An 18,770-nucleotide genomic window follows, 5' to 3' on the forward strand; every position below is an offset into this window, starting at 1 on the left:
CCACTAGTGATGAAGAGAATGGAAAACTGGAACTGCAATAGCTTACTGGAGGCTTTTACTTAGGCAGCCATACTTTGTTGGTATAACCACTCTTCATATTGACTAACACGGCGGTGAGGTAGCCTAATGCCGAGTGTCTTCTTTCCCCATAAACCCTCCAGTTAAAGGTGGCAACTTCAACTCGGCCTACGTGCACTTCCCCCGCTGGGCCGTGAAGGGCGTGTGGGAGCGAGTGTTCCAGGGGCCGAAGCGCTCGGGTAGACCCCGCCAGGGCGCTTCGGCCCCTGGAACTTCCGGTTTTCCCTAGCCGTGCGCGCCACGTCGCCCTTTCCCGGGCAGGAGCGGCGCGACCAGTTCCCAATGATGGTCTGTGGCCTCAAAGCGTCTCATACCCTTTTTAACTTATGAGCAACATCTGCCAGAAATCATTCACTATTTGCCAACACGCCCTATTTCTCCGTATCTTTGTGCCTTGCTTATGAAAAAGGTAGCATTTTATACATTAGGCTGTAAGCTCAATTTCTCTGAGACCTCTACCCTCTCCAGAATCTTTCAGGAGCGGGGGTTTGAGAAGGTGGAGTTTACGGACACGCCCGATATCTACGTCATCAACACGTGCTCTGTCACCGACAATGCCGATAAGAAGTGCCGCAAAGTGGTGAAGGAAGCGCTCAAGCATTCACCTAACGCATTCATTACCATTGTGGGCTGCTATGCCCAGCTAAAGCCGAAAGAGATCTCCGAAATTCCTGGGGTAGATGCCGTGTTAGGTGCCGCCGAGAAGTTTCAGTTGGTAGACATACTGGAGGCCTTTGAGAAGAAAGACGCGCCGCAGGTGCACGCCAGCCCGGTGTCTGAGGCCAACACGTTTGTGAACGCCTACTCCTTCGGCGACCGCACGCGCACGTTTTTGAAAGTACAGGACGGCTGTGATTATTCCTGCACGTTCTGCACCATTCCGCAGGCCCGCGGCAAAAGCCGCAGCAATACCATTGAGAAAGTAGTGGCGGAGGCCCGAAGCATCGGTGACTCTGGCGTGAAGGAAATTGTCTTAACCGGCGTAAACACCGGAGACTTCGGACTACAAGAGGGTGCGCGCAAAGAAAACTTCTTCCAATTGGTACAGGCGCTAGACCAGGTAGAGAACGTAAACCGCTTCCGGATTTCTTCTATTGAACCTAATCTGTTAAGTGAGGAGATCATCAACTTCGTGGCAGGTTCTCAGCGGTTTATGCCGCACTTCCACGTTCCGTTGCAGTCGGGCAGCAACAAGATCCTGAAGTTGATGCGCCGCCGGTATTTGCGGGAACTGTACGCCCAGCGCGTCACCTGGATTAAGGCTGCCATGCCGTACGCCTGTATTGGGGTTGACGTAATTGTGGGCTTCCCCGGTGAAACCGAAGAAGATTTTCTGGAGACCTACAACTTCCTGAACGGATTAGACATCAGTTACCTGCACGTGTTTCCGTACTCTGAGCGCGCCAATACCACGGCCTTGGACTTACCCGGTGTGGTACCCCAGAAAGAACGCAACCGCCGCGCTGATATGCTGCGCATTCTCTCTGAGAAGAAGAAACGAGCGTTCTATGAAAGCCAGATCGGCTACGAAGGCCGCGTGCTTTTTGAGGCCGATATTACTGATGGCTTCATGGAAGGCTTCACCGAAAACTACGTTAGGGTGGTTGCCAAATACGACCCGGTACTGGTGAACGAGCAGAAACACGTGCGCCTCACCAACATCACTGCCGCCGGGTTGATGGAAGCCGAGGAAACCTACCACGAAATGTTGGCGCATTAAGCGCTTCTTACTCTCTTTTTTACTACTGAAAGGCCCAGCTATGAATTCAAAGCTGGGCCTTCTACTTTCTACTTACTTTCACCAAAACGAGCAGGAAACGGAAGGTTATAACTCAGCAGTCTTTTTACGTTCTGGGTTAGCGCCATTATTATTAGTATTCTCACCATAATCGTCAGGCTAAGAAGGAATGTGTACGGCGTTACAGGGTAACGTCGCTACGGAATACCCGGCCATGTAGCCTCCTTACCCTGTAACGAGGTACTCATGCAGAAGAAATGTGCTCTGCCTATCGTTAGCCTGACGGCTATATGGTGAGAATACCAACAATTTGTTAGAGGTTCAAGCCTTTAATCATCCTTTGCCTACCTCTTAAATACCCTCCCATATTCTGTCCTCCTGAAAGGATCTCGTGGGCGAACGGTAATGCAGTTTACTACACAGCTTTTCTAGTTCGCCCACAAGATCTTTCCAAGAGGACAGAATGAGAATGACAGTGACTAGAAAGACAGCGAAGGAAATTGCAGAATGAGAAATTGCAGAATAGAGAATTTGAGCTGTTGAGATAGGGAATCAAAAGCTGTTCCGTTTTCAACCTACTTTTCCGAAAACAGCCTTAAAACACTTCAGCCATTTTCCTTAGAAGCACCGGCCCGCCGCGCCATGCGCTGGGCCAAGACACTTGCGGCAATCAGTTGCAAGGCGTGGTACAGCATGAGCGGCAAAAGGATAATCCCTACAATATTCGCGTCCGGGAAAATCACCTTTGACATGACCGTTCCGTGCACCAGAGACTTCTTAGATCCGCAGAAAATGGCCGTGATCCGGTTTTCGCGGGAGAAACCCAGGGCGGTGCTAAGTACATGAATCATCCCGAAGACCAGGAAGAACAAGGCTACCATGGCGCCTCCCAACAGCAGCAGTTGCGCCGCGCTGTAACCTTTGAACATCTCGCGGGCGAAGGAATCGCAGAACGAGGAATAGACAATGAGCAGGATGATGGTCTGGTCAAACAGCCGGAGCCTGCCTTTCCGCTGCTCCGCAAATGCCCCGAACCGCTTGTTCAGCAACACTCCCAGGGAAACGGGTAACAACACCTGAAGCATCAGTTTAAAGATAATACTGCCTAAATCCATCTCGGCGGCAGAACTGGTGCGCATGAATAAACCCATCCAGAGCGGTGTCATGAACACGCCTATGAGGCTGGAAATACTGGCGTTGAAGATGGCAGACGGAATATTGCCTCCCGCTATAGACACCATCACCACCGAGGATGAAACCGTGGACGGCAAAGCGGCCACGTAGAAAACGCCCAGCCACAGCAACTGATTTTCCTGGTCGGCTAACAGAAGGTTGGCGGCGTACACCAGTAAGGGGAACAACAGAAATGTGCTTAACTGCACCACTAGGTGGAGACGCCAATCACTCAAGCCTGCTTTCAATTTGGTTGGGCTTAACCGCAAGCCATAGAAAAAAAAGATCAGGGAAACGCCGTAGGTCGTGATTTCCTCCAGCGGCAGGGGGCCGTTTTCCTCGCCCAATTCCGGCCACAGATAAGCCAGCAAAATCATCGCCAGTAACGCCAATAGAAAGGCATCCAAGCCAATCCTTTTCAGAAACCCTATTCTGGGTTTATTCTCTTTCTGGGGCACTAAGGGCGGAACGGGTACTTCTGAGCGCATGGGGCGGATAAATGAGGTACTATATTTTGTCTGTTGAGCAAAGTACGGGCAAAACGGCAAAACAGGTCAAACCTACAGAAAAACAATCGCGTCCGTTTTCAGCCGCTAATTCATCCTCGCCGGGGAAAAGCCTCTGAAGTTGAACTTCCCTCTAAAAGGATTGTCTCTGCATATCACCATTCGTTTTAGAGCCGATTTCTCTAAAACAGCCCTAAAACACCAGGGCAGCCCCTGTGCTTAAGAACCACTTTTCTGTGTTTTTTTGAAGTTCTGGTAAGGTTTGTCTGTTCCATTGTGGACATTATCTGTCCGGTTCTGAACACCTTTCTGTATCCAATCCATTAATAAAACATTGACAATCAAATAATTAACAGCAACTACATTTCTTGGCAAGGAATTGACATAAGGGAGTGGGCGAACAAGATGGTCTAAAAATAAAATATAACGCTTTAGGCAACCATCAGGCAAATGCCTTCATCTATGGAGTATCAGCTGAACAAAGAATTACCGGTTCTCCCTCCTTTCACGCTTTCAATCCTTCCAAGTCACATGAAAAAATTAGTACACCTTCTCATTTTCAGTTTTCTCTGTTGTACGGTTCAGGCCAGCTTCGCCCAAAATGCTGGTTTGCTGACCGGTATGATTAAAGACGAAAAAGGCGAAGCGCTTTCCTACGGTACCGTATCGTTGCTCAAGATGCCCGAGGCGTCGGTTGTAAACGGGGCCGGAGTGGAAGTGGACGGTACCTTCAAAATGCCCGCCCCGGCTCCCGGTTCCTATCTGCTGCGGATTAGTGCGCTGGGATTCGCCGCTCTGGACACCCCTCCTTTCACCGTGACGGCGGGCGGATTCAGCAAAGATTTCGGGACGATGGTTCTGAAATCTGACAGCAAAATACTGAAAGAAGTAACCGTAGAGGCCATGCGGCCCACCGTTGTGCACCACCCAGATAAGATGGTGGTGAGTGTGGAGGGAACGGCCATGGCAGCGGGCAGTACGGCGCTGGAAGTGCTTTCCAAGGCCCCCGGCGTGTGGGTAGACCAGGACGGGAACATTCAACTGAACGGCAAGGCCGGGGTGCGCATGATGATTGACGGCAAACTCACGTATCTCACCGGCAAGCAACTACAGACCATGTTGCAGAGCATGCCCGCTGAAAACATCAAAGACCTGGAAATTATCAGCAATCCTTCTTCCAAATATGACGCTGAGGGCAATTCGGGCATCATCAACCTCAACCTGAAGCGCAACACCCAGGTAGGCATGAACGGCAGTGTGTACACCGGCTACCAGTTCAACGGACAACACGGGTTCAACACCGGCGCCAACGTGAACTACAAAACCAGCCGCTGGAGCTCCTTTGCCAACGTAGATGTTTCGCGGCGCGTGAACCTGCGCACCAACACCATGACCCGCGTGTTCAACAGCGAAAAAGGCGCCACCTATTTTGACCAAAGCGGAGATGAGTTGGGCGTCCGCCTAGTTCCCTCCCTGCGCGCCGGCACCGACTATGACTTCAACGACCGCCACAGCATTGGCGCCACCGCCAACTACACCGCCTTGACCTGGGACAATGCCTATGACACCCATACCTACCTGCGCAACGGAGATCTGGCCGAAAACGAGTTCATCAGAGCCAATAACAAGGTGGATGGAGACTACTATAATATTACCCTCAATGGCCATTACGTTTTCAAGATAGACACGCTGGGTTCTTCACTCTCCGCAGATGTGGATTACGTGCAGATCAAAGACCAGGACAATTCCCGCTTTCTGAACACCTTTGCCTATCCTAATTCCACCAAACCTGCTCTGGTACAGAACCTGGGCAGTGACAACCCCACCAAATACCACATCTATTCGGCCAAGGCCGATTACACGAAGAAATTCCTGAACAAGAGCAAACTGGAGGCCGGGGTTAAGACCAGTTACGTGACCTCAGACAACCAGCTCAAGTTCTTCTTCCTGGAAGGCAGCAACCAAGTAAACGACCCCACCCGCAGCAACCATTTCATCTACCAAGAGAACATTTACGCGGGTTACGTGAACTACACCATGAACCTGGGTACTACATGGAGCGTGCAAACCGGCCTTCGGGCCGAACATACCGTGTCGGAAGGTTACTCCAAAACGCTGGACCAGACCACGCCGCGCGAGTACCTCAACTTCTTCCCCAGCGTGTTCGTGCAGCAGAAAGTAAGTGACAATTATCAACTTACCTACAACTACAGCCGCCGCATCAATCGGCCCAACTACGGTTCCCTGAACCCGTTCATTTTCTACCTTGACCCTTTGACCTGGGCACAGGGCAACCCGTACCTCCGGCCCCAATATTCCAACTCCTTTCAGGTAACCCAAACGTTCAAGAATACCTACATTCTGACTTTGGGCTACTCTAAAACCACGGATTTTATTGCCGAGATCCCGGAGCAGAACACGGAGAACAACACCTCCGTCTTCGGCCCCCGGAACGTGGACGACTTTGATTCCTACTTCGGAACGCTGGTGGCTCCCGTGAAAATCTCCAACAAATGGGACATCAACAACAACCTGACGCTGGGCTACCAGGCTTACTCCATCTCTATTAGAGATAAGGTACAGGAGAACAAGCAGTTTTATTACATGCTCAACTCCAACCACACGGTGCAACTGCCCAGGAAATTTAAGATGGAATTGAACGCGGGCTATCAGGGGCCAAACGCCTACGGTCTTTATAAAATAGAGCAGAACTGGTGGCTGGATGCCGCCGTGAAACGCTCCTTCCTGAACGACCAACTGGAGGCCTCCCTCGCGGTGACTGACATCTTCAGAACCCGCAAAGTGGTGGGAGCCGCTAACATAGACGGCAACATCAACGCCTTTGACCAGTATTTCGGAGCGCAAAGTGTCAGACTTAACCTGCGCTATAGATTCAACAAAGGCCAAAAGTTTGAGATGCAACGCCGCAACACCACACTGGAAGAATCTAACCGCGCCGGGGGCTGAGGAAGTCAACTTTAGTTTCGGGGCTGTTTTTAAGATAACGGCCCTAAAACAGCTTGCTACTCCTTTCCTTGTATTCTGCTGTTAGTACTAACCTGAACCAGGCAATTGAAAGGGGTTTAAGGACAACAGAAAATTTCAGGAAACCTAGCTGCGCCTTTTCAATGCAGATTCTCCCCTTGAGGGGAGTTAGAGGGGTGTTTACACCTGCCGATCCGCAGCTTGTTGGCTCTGCTTTGTTTCTCTTATGCAAAGACACGGATGTAATAGGTTCTGGAATGCGTGTTCTTCTGTGTAAACACCCCTCTTTATCTCCCCTCAAGGAGAGAATCTACTCACTGAAGTGCTGTTACATGGAACGTAGAAGAATTTAGATAATCCCCGAGCCCATGTTAATACCACCTCAATTCTGCTCCACCCCTTCTTCCATCGGGTTCACTCCTTGTTTATACGGCTTCGGAGAATTTTTTAAATATTCTTTAACAGTACCTTGTGTTACATAGTACCTTATACTATATTTGTTCCATTCTTAGAGATTCCTCAACCACAAACAACATACAGCCATGGAAAACCAAGCCCTGCTTCAGCTCTTACTTCAGGTGATGCTCTTTTTAGGTTCCTTCACGGGCATCGTGTTTGGCTATGTGTACCTGACTTCCGGCCATGGTGCCTCCCGGGTGAAAAAAGCCGTCGGTACCCCAGAGACGTTCTGGTTGTAGGCCACTGGGCTTTTTTTTTCTGCATGTACCTTGCATAACACAGTACTATACACATTCAAAATCCACACATAAATACCTACTATTATGAAAAAGCTGTACAACTTCCTCCTCTTAATGGCCGCCCTGGCGTTCTTAACCCAGGCGGCCCTGGGCCAATCTACAGGTTCCCTCACCGGCTTGGTGGTAGATGAAAAAGGCGAGCCGCTTCCTTACGGCACCGTGTCCCTGCTGAAAGCCGCCGATGCCTCCTTAGTGACTGGTACCGCCATTGAGCTGAACGGCACGTTCAAACTGAAAACCCCCGCTCCCGGCAAGTACCTGCTCCGCATCAGCGCCCTGGGTTTCGCCACCCAAGACTTGCCCGCGGTAGAGGTAACCGCCGCCGGTTTCTCGCGTGATTTCGGGAAAATAGCCCTGAAACAGGATGCTAAGGTGCTGAAGGAAGTGACCGTGCAGAACCTGCGGCCCAGCGTGGATGTGCAAGCCGATAAAATGGTGGTGAGTGTGGAGGGAACGGCCATGGCGGCAGGCAATACCGCCTATGATGTGCTGGCGAAATCGCCGGGCGTGTGGGTAGACCAGGACGGCAACATCCAGCTCAACGGCAAACAAGGCGTGAAGGTAATGATTGACGGCAAACTGACCTACCTAGACGGAAAACAGCTCCAGACCATGCTCCAAGGCATGCCCGCCGACAACCTGAAGAACCTGGAAATCATCGCCAACCCTTCTGCTAAGTTTGACGCCGAAGGCTCAGCGGGCATCCTCAACCTGAACCTGAAGAAAAACACCTTAAATGGCCTGAACGGCAGCGTGTACGCAGGGTACTTGAACAACACCAAAAGCGGCGGCAACGGCGGCCTAAACCTGAACCTGAAACAAGGCAAGTGGAGTTCTTTCGCTTCTCTGGATGCGGCCCAACGCCCCAGAAAAAGAACGTTCACCATGGACCGCACGTTCTTCAGCGCCGAGGGTGAAAACGCCCTCCTGAACCAGAGCGGCAAAGAAGAAGGCCAGACCTTCGCCCCTTCCGCCCGCTTCGGGACGGATTACGATTTCAACAAAAACCACAGCGTGGGCGTCTCGGTGAATGTCGCGTACTCCAGATACAAAGCTGGGGTGAACACCAACTCCACCTTGCTGGATCCCAAGGAAAACGGCGCTATCCTGAACCAAACCGCTACTCATGACAACCGCAAATTCGGCAGTGCCACGTTCAACGTGCACTACGTGGGAAAACTGGACACCATCGGCTCTACCCTTTCCGCTGACGTGGACGTAGCCCGCATTAAAGACCACGGCGTAAGCGATTTCCTGAACTTCAGAACTCGGGTTGCTACTAGGGCCGGGGAGGAAGAGTACTTTGAGACCGATAACCCCACCGCTTACCAGATTTACTCCGTGAAGGTTGATTACGTCCGGCCGTTTCCTTCCATCAAAGGCAAGCTGGAACTGGGTGCGAAAGCCAGCTACGTGGAGTCCGACAACCAGAATGACTTCTTCACCCTGGAAGGGTCTACCCGGGTGCCAGACCAGAACCGCCGCGGCGACCATTTCATTTATGACGAGAACATCTACGCCGCTTACTCCAACTTCAGCGCCAGCCTGAGTCCGAAATTCACCTTGCAGGCCGGGCTTCGGGCCGAGTACACCAATTCTGAGGGCAACTCTATCCCCGAACAGAAAGTGACACCCCGCTCCTACCTGGATTTGTTTCCCAGCGTGTTTGTGCAGCAGAAAATCTCTGAGAACTACCAGATTGGCTACAACTACAGCCGCCGCATCTTCCGGCCGCGCTACAGCAACCTGAACCCGTTCCGGTTCTACATAGACGCCAACACCTACGCCCAAGGCAACCCGTACCTGAAACCCGAGTATACCAACTCCTTCCAGGTGACCCAGACATTCCGGAAAAACTACAACCTCATCCTCGGCTACGCCCACACCAAAGACGATATCTCTGAAGTGCCGGCCTTCTACCCCGAAACCAATACCATGGTGTTCCAGCAGCGCAACGTGGAAAGCGAAACCGCCAACATCACGCTGGTAGCCCCCGTGACCGTCACCTCCAAGTGGAACATGAACAACAACGTGACCGTGGCCTACCAGAATTTCACCACCTTGGTAGACGAGATAGCCATCCAGAACGCCCAGACCATGTTTACCGCGCAAACCAACCACAACATATTGCTTCCCAACAACTTTAAAATGGAAGTGAACGGCAATTACCGCGGCAAAGGCGTGTTCAACGTCTACAAAACCGAACCGGCAGGCTGGGTGGACGTGGCCGTGAAACGCTCCTTCCTGAAAGACCAACTAGACGTGAGCGTGGCACTCACCGATATTTTCAGAACCCAGAAAATGGTGGGCACCTCTGAGGTGAACGGCAACATCAACGCCATCAACATGTACCAGTTTGGCCAGGGCATGCGCCTGAACCTGCGCTACCGTTTCAACAAAGGCGAGAAATTTGAGATGAAGAAACGCGCCACCAACCTGGATGAGGTGAACCGCGCCGGCGGAAATTAACCTTCCTCCCCACCAGGGTTCTCCCCCTTCTGATTTATTTTCTTAAATTAGAGCCCAAACTACAGATCAGGGGCCGCGAAACGATGGTCGCGGCTCCTGATTTCATTTTCACCATCCTTATTTATTGACTGTGAGCATCACTAGAAAGCTTCTCTTATTGGCTGTGTTATCAGCTTCCTTCTCGGCCTGTAAAAACGACCAGGCTCCCAAACAAGCCACCACGGCTACCACGCAAACCGCTCCGGCCACCGAAACCACGGAGGCTGATGACACCGAAGCCGCTCCGGCTGCCGCTGTTGCGCCCGAGATTGTCTTCGTGAACTCAGACACCCTCCTGAACAGATACCAGTACTTCAAAGACGTGAAAGCCCGCCTGGAAGCCAAAGGCAAGCGCATGGAAAATGACCTGAGAGGCAAAGCCACCAGTTTCCAGAAAGAAGTGGAGCAATACCGCCAAACCGGGGCCAACATGACCCAGGAACAACGTGCCGCCACCGAGCAGCGCCTGGCCCAGAAAGAACAGCAATTGGCCGGTCAGCAGCAGACCCTGGGCAACCAGCTAGCCAAAGACGAGAACGATGAGATGAAAAAGATCTACGAAAAGGTAGAAGCGCATCTTAAAAAAGTAAGCCAGGAGAAAGGCTATAAAATGGTCTTGACCTACACCCGTGGTAACAGCGCCATCCTCTACGGAGACCAAACGCTGGACATCACCAATGACGCCGTAAAAGGCCTGAACGAAGAATACAAAGCAAGCAAAGCTTCCACCAAGAAGTAACGCACCTCGCCTGCATAAAAAAAGCCTGACGTTTGTCAGGCTTTTTTTATGCTCTTTTAGGGAAAACAATTGATTTTCTTCGTTCGCCTTTGGTGGGTGTGGGCTTCGGTCTCTGGCCGTTTCTTTCCTATACAAAGCGGCGGAACACAGCAGGTATTACACACTCGCCAGAGACGATTCATCACCTGCAAGCTTCTGCTACTTTCCCCGGTTCCAGTCTTCCCCGAGCGCGCCTCGCTTTTGGCCATAGATAAACTTCAGCTAAGAGAGACATACCTCTCAGGCCGAAAGGGCAGTGCGAGAGGGGAAGACTGGAACCGGGGCCGTGAGCGCTTCCCAGCAAAGATGGAACAATACAGCACTTGCACCCACGCAAAAAGCGGACATGCCAGGGGAACAGCGCAATACGCGCATTCAGTAACTGTAAAGAAATGAAGAGGCTTTCTCCTCACGGAAATTGGAAACTGGAGCCATGTTTCTCGGTGAGTGAATTAACCCTGCTATTTTTATAAAACACTTCAAAAAAGCCTTCTCTTCACCTCAGACAATTTAGTGCCTGACTCGCGGGCATAGAACGGATGCTTGCTCTCCGTCACCAACTGCGCCCCATAAATACCGCTGTGCCCGGAAAACACATAAGCTACCGCGCAAGCCAAACCCGCATACAGACCACATTCGGCCCCGAATAATTCAATGGCCATGAGCGTGCAGGCCAGCGGCGTGTTGGAGGCTCCGGCAAACACCGCCACAAATCCTATGGCAGCCAGTAGCTCCAGGGGCAAAGGCAATCCGGTAAAAAGCGCGTTTCCCAAGGTAGCTCCCATGTAAAACAACGGCGTGACCTCTCCCCCTTTGAAGCCACTCCCCAAGGTCAATGCCGTAAACGCCAGCTTTACCAGAAAATCATACGGTGGCAGCGGTGAGGTAAAGGATTCTACAATGGTAGGAATGCCCAAGCCAATGTGTTTGGTGGTACCCAATGCCCAGACAAGCAGTGCCAGAACCGCTCCCCCCACCACCGGTCTGAAGGGCGGATACGAGATAAACTTTTTGAACGTGGTGCCCACCGCATGGGAAGTCCAGGAGAAAAGCCTGGCCGCCAACCCAAAGCAAATACCCGCCAATAAAGTTGCCCCCAAGGTCAGACCCGAAATGGCCGGAACTTCCACTTGTGGGTAGGCCGTGTGCCCAATCCCCCAGGCGGTGGTCACGTAATCTGCCACTACGGCCGCCAGAAAGGAAGGAAGCAATGCCTGGTACCGTACCTGCCCCAACAGGAAAACCTCCAGCCCAAAAATGGCTCCGGCTAAAGGTGTCCCAAACACCGAGGCAAAACCAGCGCTTACGCCACAGATCAAAATCAGTTTCCGGTCACGGGGAGGCAACTTGAAAAGGCGGGTTAATTGGTCAGCCAGAGTCCCCCCCATTTGCGCCGCCGTTCCCTCACGGCCGGAGGAGCCGCCCACCAGGTGGGTCAGAACGGTGGTCACAAACACCAGCGGTGCCATGATAAGGGGAAGCCGTTTAGAAGCAGGTTCTTGGATAGAATGTAGCAGCAGGTTGGTTCCGGCTTCGGCTTCCTGCCCCCAGGTATAGTACAGCCAGCCAATCAGGAAACCGCCCACGGGTAAAAGGGCGATGAGCCACAAATGGCTTTCGCGGTAAGCGGTTACCACGTCCAGCAGTTTCAGAAACAGAGCCGAAGTGCTTCCCGCCATAATTCCTACCAGCAGGGCAAGGCCTACCCACCGCAGCAGATACAATAGGTTCAGGTAAAATTCCTGCGGAAAAGTGCTCTGGGAAAGAGTTGACTTGGAGAGGAATCTCTTTTTGAAAAAGGTCATACTACTTCTGTTGATACGTCATCAAAGGCACAGCCGGTTCATCCCGACTACGCAGAAGCAGGAGTCATCAGCCTTCACAGAAGGCGACTTTATACTGGTGGTACCCCATCACCTTCACAAAGCAAATGTATCAGAATGAACCCTGTAGGGCATACGCTTCTTTCTTCCGCTATACCATGTTATTCGTACCGGAGCGAATCTATGGGGTCTAGCTTTGACGCTTTGTAGGCCGGGTAGTAGCCTGAGATAAGCCCTACGGTAACACAGATGCCCATGCCCACAATCATCCACAGCCAGGGCACAAAAAACTCCCCTTTACCGATGAGCATGGCAATGCCGTTGCCCATTAAGATACCCAGCACTATTCCTACCACTCCGCCCAGTACGCAGATGACAATGGCCTCAATCAAGAATTGCAACCGTATCTGTTTAATGGTGGCTCCCAAGGCTTTCCGGATGCCAATTTCGCGGGTGCGTTCGGTCACGCTCACCATCATAATGTTCATCAAACCAATAGACGCGCCCAGTAGCGTGATAAAGCCCACCAGAAAACCGCCCGTTTTCAGGTAGCCCGTGATGTTGTTCAGGGTTTGCTCCACTTCGTCACTGCGGGTAATCTCAAAGGAATCTTCCTGCCCCAACCGGTCTTGCCGCACCTTGCGCATGATGCCCGTGGCTTCTTCCATGGCAAACGCCAGACTAGAGCCATTTAAAATGGCCGATTTTATCTCAAATGTCAATGGATTTGGTGTAGGAATCTGGGTAGCCGCTTCCAGCGGAATAATAATGCGCCGGTTGCTGCCGCCGCCGCCCAAACCACCGCCTTCGTTTTTGATTTTGCCAATCACCTTGAACCGCCGGCCCAACATGATAATGCTCTTTCCTTCGGGACTTTGTTTAGGGAACAGCTTTTCAGCCACTTCTTCCCCAATGATGGCCACCGGGGAACCGTTTTCAATCTCGGTATTAGAGAAAGGCCGCCCCAGTTCCAGGTCATAGTTTTCATTTACCAGGTAATTCTCATCGCCGCCAATCACGCTCATGTTGGGGTTGGTTTTGATGCTTCCGGCCTTCACAGACACATTGCCGCTTACCCAGGCAGACAAACTCACGCGGGCTTTGTCGGCCATCAATTCTTTGTACTGCCGAGCCTGGAATTCCGTAATGTTGGGGTACACCTTGTTCTGCCGTCCGCCCCGTTGTCCGCCGCCGTCCCATTTCTTTTCAATGTCGAAGGAATTGGCCCCTAAGGAGGAAAATGTGCTGGAAACGGAATACTTGATGCCCTCAATTGCCGTTAGAATACCTACCAAAGACATAATCCCGATGGAGATGATGAGGGCCGTGAGCACCGTGCGGAGCATATTGGCTTTGATAGAGCGGAAACCTTCTTTCGTGTTTTCTATAAGATCCATATTTTTTGGAGGGCCAGTACCAGAATAGTCTATCAGTCGTAAAAGTGAGCTCTTTCTTACTGTTATAAAAGTAATGGTTTTCCCGTTTATTGCCCGTTTTTCTTAAATTCGTTCCAAACCGGTTACTAATGAAGACTTTGTCCCGAAATTTATTTCTGCTGCTGATCCTTTTGGGGATTTCGCCCGCCAGTTGGGCTTCTTACCTGCTCCTGCCCATGGACGAGTCTCAGAAAAACCATTTAAAGGCTTATGGGCTAGCGTATTGGGCCCTGCAACGCCAAGTAGAGGTAGAATGGCTCTTGAACTACAAAGGCGGCGCTTTTGCGGTGAAACAGGCAAACCCCATTGAAAACGAACTGGTGGTGCGTGGTATCAGCTACCAGACCATTTCAGATGCGCAGTACAGCCAGATACTCTCTCAGATTGCCGCCCCAGAGTCTAACATGGACGTGATGAAGCTGGAGAAAGCCCCCAAGATTGCCGTGTACTCGCCCAAGTCCAAACAGCCCTGGGACGATGCCGTGACCTTGGTGCTCACCTACGCTGAGATCCCCTATGACATTATCTATGACCCCGATATTCTGGAAGACAAATTGCCCAAGTACGATTGGCTGCACCTGCACCACGAGGATTTCACCGGCCAGCACGGCAAATTCTACACGGCCTTCCGGAACGCCCCCTGGTACCTTGAGCAGAAGCGCGAGGCCGAAGCCACCGCCAAACGGTTCGGGTACTCCAAAGTGCCGCAGCTGAAAAGTGCCGTGGCCCAGCGCATCCGGGACTTCTGCGCGGGCGGAGGCTTTATGTTTGCCATGTGCTCCGCCACCGACACCTACGATATCGCCCTAGCCGCCGTAGGTCTGGACATCACCGAAAACATGTTCGACGGCGACCCCTCAGACCCTCAAGCGCAGCAGAAACTGAATTTCAACAACACCTTTGCCTTCAAAGACTTCACCCTCATCAGAGACCCCTACCACCCTGAGTTCTCCAACATTGACAATTCGCAATTGGAGCGGGGCCTCCGCGAGAACAATGACTTTTTCCAGCTTTTCACCTACTCGGCGAAGTGGGATCCCATCCCTACCATGCTTACCCAAAACCACGTCAAAACCATCAAAGGGTTCATGGGCCTCACCACCGGTTTCAAAAAGCGCCTCATCAAATCTGAAGTAGTGGTGATGGGCGAAAACAAGGCCATTGACGAGGCCCGCTACATACACGGCACCTTCGGGAAAGGCACCTGGACGTTCTACGGCGGCCATGACCCCGAGGATTACCAGCACTTCGTGGAAGAGGAACCCACAGATTTGGCCTTATACCCCAATTCCCCCGGCTACCGCCTTATTCTGAATAACATCTTATTCCCGGCGGCGAAGAAGAAGAAACAGAAGACTTGATTTGGAGATTTGGAGATGTGGAGATTTGAAGATGTGGAGATGAGGTGATTTGAAGATTTGAAGATGTGGGGATTGGATAAATGCAGAGGGGTTTTGGGGCTGTTTTTGTAAAAACAGCCCCAAAACCCCTCTGCATTTTAAGCAAAATGCCTTCGTTTATTTTATGTGACCAGCAGCAAGGATCTGGCTTTGATTTGAAGCTTTTACAGGTTGCTTGTCATTCAGGAGCGCGCACCCTATTCACTGATGTTGCGCCCTCCTGCTGGTGGTTCCCGGCGAGTCTGGAGACTCGCTTCATCCCCTGGCGCGAGACTGGAGTCTCGCGCCTGCGCTTTGGAACAGCCAGCTTCCATGATGCCGCCTGTTCCAAAGACCTCGTAGTGCGCGCAGCTCCTACGAGTGTCTAGGCGGCCATTGCCGTTTTCAGGCTGTTTTCGCCAAAACAGCCTGAAAACGCCGAGGCAAAGGGAGGATGTCTGTACCCGCCGAAAGAAAACCATAGAAAGCAACGCCTCCCGGTGACCAGGTATTGCCTCTACCGGTATGCAATAATTACGGTTTCCACGTTTTGAGCCCGTTTTCTGCAAAACAGCTTCAAAACGCATCAGCGGGGCTCCCCTCTCCGCGGGAGAGGGGCTGGGGGTGAGGTCTCTTTCTGCGGAAGCGTTTTACCATTTGTGCACAAGATCCTCCCAAGATGACAGAAAGAAAGGAAAGTGCTTAAAAGTTTGCACCCCGCAACCTGCTCTACTTTAATCAGTTAAAATTTTATCCCTCATCTTCACATCTCCTCATCACCTAATGTATCCTGTCTGGCCGGTGCTCCAGGTTGGCGATAATGTTGGCTTCAATCTCCAGTAGTTCCTGTAGGCGGGCGTCTACTACTTCTTTGGGCATGTATTCTTTGGCCAGCTTCACAAAGCTCACGTAGTGGCTTGCCTCTGACACCATCAGTTCATAGTAGAATTTCTGCAGGTCTTCGTCTTGCAGGTTCTTCCAGAGTAGCTTGAAACGTTCGCAGGAACGAGCCTCTATGAGGGCGTTTACCAGCAGATGATCCATGAGCTGGCGTTCGCGCTTGTCGCCTTTCCTAATGTGTTTGCTGAGTTGCACCACGTATTCATCGGGCCGGTTGCGTCCTAGTTCATAACCGCGCTTCTTCAGTTCTTCCAGTACCCGCTCAAAGTGGCTCCACTCCTCGGCCACCAAGGCGGTCATTTCCTCTACCAATTTGGTTTTATCGGGGTACTTCACAATCAGGGAAATGCCAGACGTGGCGGCTTTCTGCTCACAATAGGCATGGTCTACCAGAATATCCTGAATGTTCATCTCCGCGATGTTCACCCACCGGGGATCTGTAGGAAGCTGTAGTTTTAAGATTGATTTCGCCACTTTTTTAGGTGTGAAGATGAGATGATGAGGAGATTTGGAGATTTGAAGATGTGAAGATGAGAAGATGTGAAGATTTGGAGATGATTGGAAGGAAGTTAGGGTATTATTCTCTTTGGCCTTCTATGGCGCGGAAGTTACTTCCGTGGCTTGAGAAGGCAGAAAGTCACGGAAGTAACTTCCGCGCCATAGCATGGAGACTTTCCTCTTCACATCTTCAAATTCCCACATCTTCTCATCTTCAAATCTTCTCATCTTCAAATCTAAAAAACTAATCATAGAAGTTCCACTGCAGGCCAAAGATGAAGCTGAAGGGGTTGGCCAGGTAGTACGGGGTGGTAAAGTAGCCGGGTTCCCAGGCGCTGGTCACGGTGTTGATGTTACTCAGTTTCAGGAAGAGGTTCACCGTCTTGATATCGGTATTCAGGTAAAGATCCAGCGTGGGATAACGGTTGACCAGGAAGCGGTTCTGCAGGTGAAACTGCTGGGTGACAGGCATGTAGCCATCGGCGTAGTATTCAGAATGCCAGTTCATCTCCAGTCCGGTCTGCACATGGATGGCTCCTTTGAAGAGCGGCCCCTGCACATAGGCTTTGGAATTGACGTACCATTCCGGCATCCGGATGACATCTTCCCCGTTCACTTTGTTGTAGTAAACGGTGTTGTCAAAGACGAATGACTTGACCTTGAACCTATACCGAAGGCTGGCCTGCACCAGATTGGTGTTGCCGGTTTCCTGCGCCGGAGTAGCCCACAGGGTTTTGCCACTTTCCAGGGAATCACGGTAGTACACGTAGTTCCGGAGATTGGTAAACTGAAGCTGGGCATTGAGGTAATGGTTCTTGTAGCCAGCCTCCAGCGAGGCGGCCGTCTGGTTGGCCTGGGTGTTCTCAAAATCTTTGAACCACTCGTAATGGTTACTGATGAAAACCCGCTGCAACAACGTTGGGGAATACGAGATTCGGGTTTGCCGAAGCGTCAGGAACTTGTAGCGGGCCTGGGCATTGATCCGGTAATCGCCGCCGCCAATCTGGAGCTCCGCATCTGTGGTGACATAGATGTCGTTCTTCAGCCGGAACTGCGCCTCTCCGCCAATAAAGTTGTCGGCGATGGTTCTTTTTACCCGGTCAACTCTGTAGAGCAACGTATCTTCCTGCCCGGTTCTGTCTTGCACATCCACGGCTTCGGCGGTCACTTCATAAGAACCGTCGCGGCGTTTGGCGTAGGCGCGGTACACGAACAGACGGCCGCTGCCCATGACCCCAAACGTGTTCTCTATCTGTTTAAAGTAAGAATCATCATACGTACGGGCAGAATCTAACCGCACGGCAGGGTAGAAATTCACGGTTCGCCTGCTGGCACTGCCCGTTCCTGCGGTTTCATAGGTCAATGTTTCATCAGAATATTCATTATGCTGTGAATGCACATCAACGGTATGGTACAACTGCAGTCCCGGCCCTAACAGCTTGTACCATTGGGTGGCACGGAAATTACTGCGTCTTTCTCCAGACGCGGCAGTCACCAACCAGACGTCTTCTTCTTTGTAGTCAAAAAGATTTGCCCTGGTGTTGCCCGCTTGTGGTCTGATGCCGCCTAATTCAATCTGTTCATGGCTGGTCTGGCTGAAGTTAGCCATTAAACGGTACCGGTCGTTCTTGCTGTAATAATGCGTGAAGGCCTGCAACCCATAGTGGCTCAGAAAAGCGTCTCTGCCGGGGCCCGGGCTGCCAAACTGCCGCTCCGCCCCCAGGCGTTCATAGCCAAGGCCCACGTTCCAGTTAGCGGAAACATTGCGCGTATGCTTCGCCCGGAAGACCTGCTCCCCCAAACTCCCCTGCATGTAGTTCAGGAACGTGAAAGGCGATTTGGTATCATAGTACGGCAAAGTGGCCGGGTTGACCGCATACGGGTCAAAGGCGTTTCGGCCCAGCCGGTTGCCCAGGGTGGTGGGCATCCGCCAGAAAAGCGGCTGCGAGGCAGTCCCCACGTTGCCCAGGTTCTGCTGCAGCGTAGTATCATAGTACCAGTGCCGGAAATTCTGCAGATTGGTGAGCGAGGTATCTATACGCGCTGGGGTGAGGTTCCCTTTGAAGACATCTGCCTCATACAGCACCATAGTGGTGGCCGAACCATAAATGGCTTTGGTGGAGTCATTCAGGATTTGCGCAGAAGCCTGCCGGGCGCAAATACCCAGCCCCATCACAAAAGCCGCAGCTAAAAATTTCTTATACGTCACG

At 51.8% G+C, this 18,770-nt stretch carries 11 protein-coding genes and 1 riboswitch; of the genes, 6 read left to right on the plus strand and 5 right to left on the minus strand.

Features of this window, described 5'->3' with window-relative positions; genetic code table 11:
* Window positions 1-478: 478 nt before the first annotated feature.
* A complete protein-coding gene (mtaB, locus tag HHO50_RS12820; RefSeq protein ID WP_181306461.1) occupies window positions 479-1,798 on the plus strand; it encodes a tRNA (N(6)-L-threonylcarbamoyladenosine(37)-C(2))-methylthiotransferase MtaB in 1,320 nt (439 codons plus the stop codon).
* 623 nt (window positions 1,799-2,421) lie between these two features.
* On the opposite strand, the gene HHO50_RS12825 is transcribed toward mtaB, so the two are convergent.
* Window positions 2,422-3,477: a bile acid:sodium symporter family protein gene (locus tag HHO50_RS12825; protein ID WP_181306462.1), complete on the minus strand. Its 1,056-nt coding sequence runs from the start codon at window positions 3,475-3,477 to the stop codon at window positions 2,422-2,424.
* A 549-nt stretch (window positions 3,478-4,026) separates the two neighbouring features.
* Here HHO50_RS12825 and HHO50_RS12830 point away from each other — a divergent pair.
* The 4 genes from HHO50_RS12830 to HHO50_RS12845 all read left to right on the plus strand — a co-directional run bounded on the left by HHO50_RS12830 (window position 4,027) and on the right by HHO50_RS12845 (window position 10,485).
* A complete protein-coding gene (locus tag HHO50_RS12830) occupies window positions 4,027-6,462 on the plus strand; it encodes an outer membrane beta-barrel protein (protein WP_181306463.1) in 2,436 nt (811 codons plus the stop codon).
* Between the two features lie 560 nt (window positions 6,463-7,022).
* Window positions 7,023-7,178 carry a hypothetical protein gene (locus HHO50_RS12835; protein WP_181306464.1) on the plus strand — a complete coding sequence of 52 codons (156 nt, stop codon included), beginning with the start codon at window positions 7,023-7,025 and terminating at the stop codon, window positions 7,176-7,178.
* A gap of 84 nt (window positions 7,179-7,262) precedes the next feature.
* Window positions 7,263-9,707 carry an outer membrane beta-barrel family protein gene (locus HHO50_RS12840; protein WP_181306465.1) on the plus strand — a complete coding sequence of 815 codons (2,445 nt, stop codon included), beginning with the start codon at window positions 7,263-7,265 and terminating at the stop codon, window positions 9,705-9,707.
* Between the two features lie 130 nt (window positions 9,708-9,837).
* The gene (locus tag HHO50_RS12845) at window positions 9,838-10,485 is read left to right on the plus strand and encodes an OmpH family outer membrane protein (protein WP_370457587.1); all 648 of its coding nucleotides are present in this window, start codon (window positions 9,838-9,840) and stop codon (window positions 10,483-10,485) included.
* A gap of 518 nt (window positions 10,486-11,003) precedes the next feature.
* Here the strand turns inward: HHO50_RS12845 and HHO50_RS12850 are convergent.
* Both HHO50_RS12850 and HHO50_RS12855 read right to left on the minus strand, forming a co-directional pair.
* On the minus strand, window positions 11,004-12,329 hold the full coding sequence (locus HHO50_RS12850) for a voltage-gated chloride channel family protein (RefSeq protein WP_181306466.1): 1,326 nt from the start codon (window positions 12,327-12,329) through the stop codon (window positions 11,004-11,006).
* A 51-nt stretch (window positions 12,330-12,380) separates the two neighbouring features.
* A riboswitch (Fluoride riboswitch) is annotated at window positions 12,381-12,451 on the minus strand.
* A gap of 57 nt (window positions 12,452-12,508) precedes the next feature.
* A complete protein-coding gene (locus HHO50_RS12855) occupies window positions 12,509-13,744 on the minus strand; it encodes an ABC transporter permease (protein WP_181306467.1) in 1,236 nt (411 codons plus the stop codon).
* 128 nt (window positions 13,745-13,872) lie between these two features.
* On the opposite strand from HHO50_RS12855, the gene HHO50_RS12860 reads away from it, so the two are divergent.
* Window positions 13,873-15,144, plus strand: a complete 1,272-nt coding sequence (locus HHO50_RS12860) for an asparagine synthetase B (RefSeq protein WP_181306468.1) — start codon at window positions 13,873-13,875, stop codon at window positions 15,142-15,144.
* A 798-nt stretch (window positions 15,145-15,942) separates the two neighbouring features.
* On the opposite strand, the gene HHO50_RS12865 is transcribed toward HHO50_RS12860, so the two are convergent.
* Window positions 15,943-16,536, minus strand: coding sequence for a tRNA-(ms[2]io[6]A)-hydroxylase (locus HHO50_RS12865; RefSeq protein WP_370457588.1), 594 nt, complete (start codon window positions 16,534-16,536; stop codon window positions 15,943-15,945).
* A gap of 268 nt (window positions 16,537-16,804) precedes the next feature.
* Window positions 16,805-18,769: a putative porin gene (locus tag HHO50_RS12870; protein ID WP_181306469.1), complete on the minus strand. Its 1,965-nt coding sequence runs from the start codon at window positions 18,767-18,769 to the stop codon at window positions 16,805-16,807.
* Between the last annotated feature and the right edge of the window lies 1 nt (window position 18,770).

The organism is Rufibacter sp. XAAS-G3-1 (assembly GCF_013623775.1).
In the GTDB taxonomy this organism is placed as follows: domain Bacteria; phylum Bacteroidota; class Bacteroidia; order Cytophagales; family Hymenobacteraceae; genus Nibribacter.

What these genes read in the sequence shown, in the direction of transcription:
- HHO50_RS12840 (WP_181306465.1), top strand. Translation starts at nt 7,263, where the DNA reads ATGAAAAAGCTGTACAACTTCCTCCTCTTAATGGCCGCCCTGGCGTTC.
- HHO50_RS12855 (WP_181306467.1), bottom strand. Translation starts at nt 13,744, where the DNA reads ATGGATCTTATAGAAAACACGAAAGAAGGTTTCCGCTCTATCAAAGCC.
- HHO50_RS12835 (WP_181306464.1), top strand. Translation starts at nt 7,023, where the DNA reads ATGGAAAACCAAGCCCTGCTTCAGCTCTTACTTCAGGTGATGCTCTTT.
- HHO50_RS12860 (WP_181306468.1), top strand. Translation starts at nt 13,873, where the DNA reads ATGAAGACTTTGTCCCGAAATTTATTTCTGCTGCTGATCCTTTTGGGG.
- HHO50_RS12825 (WP_181306462.1), bottom strand. Translation starts at nt 3,477, where the DNA reads ATGCGCTCAGAAGTACCCGTTCCGCCCTTAGTGCCCCAGAAAGAGAAT.
- HHO50_RS12850 (WP_181306466.1), bottom strand. Translation starts at nt 12,329, where the DNA reads ATGACCTTTTTCAAAAAGAGATTCCTCTCCAAGTCAACTCTTTCCCAG.
- mtaB (WP_181306461.1), top strand. Translation starts at nt 479, where the DNA reads ATGAAAAAGGTAGCATTTTATACATTAGGCTGTAAGCTCAATTTCTCT.
- HHO50_RS12830 (WP_181306463.1), top strand. Translation starts at nt 4,027, where the DNA reads ATGAAAAAATTAGTACACCTTCTCATTTTCAGTTTTCTCTGTTGTACG.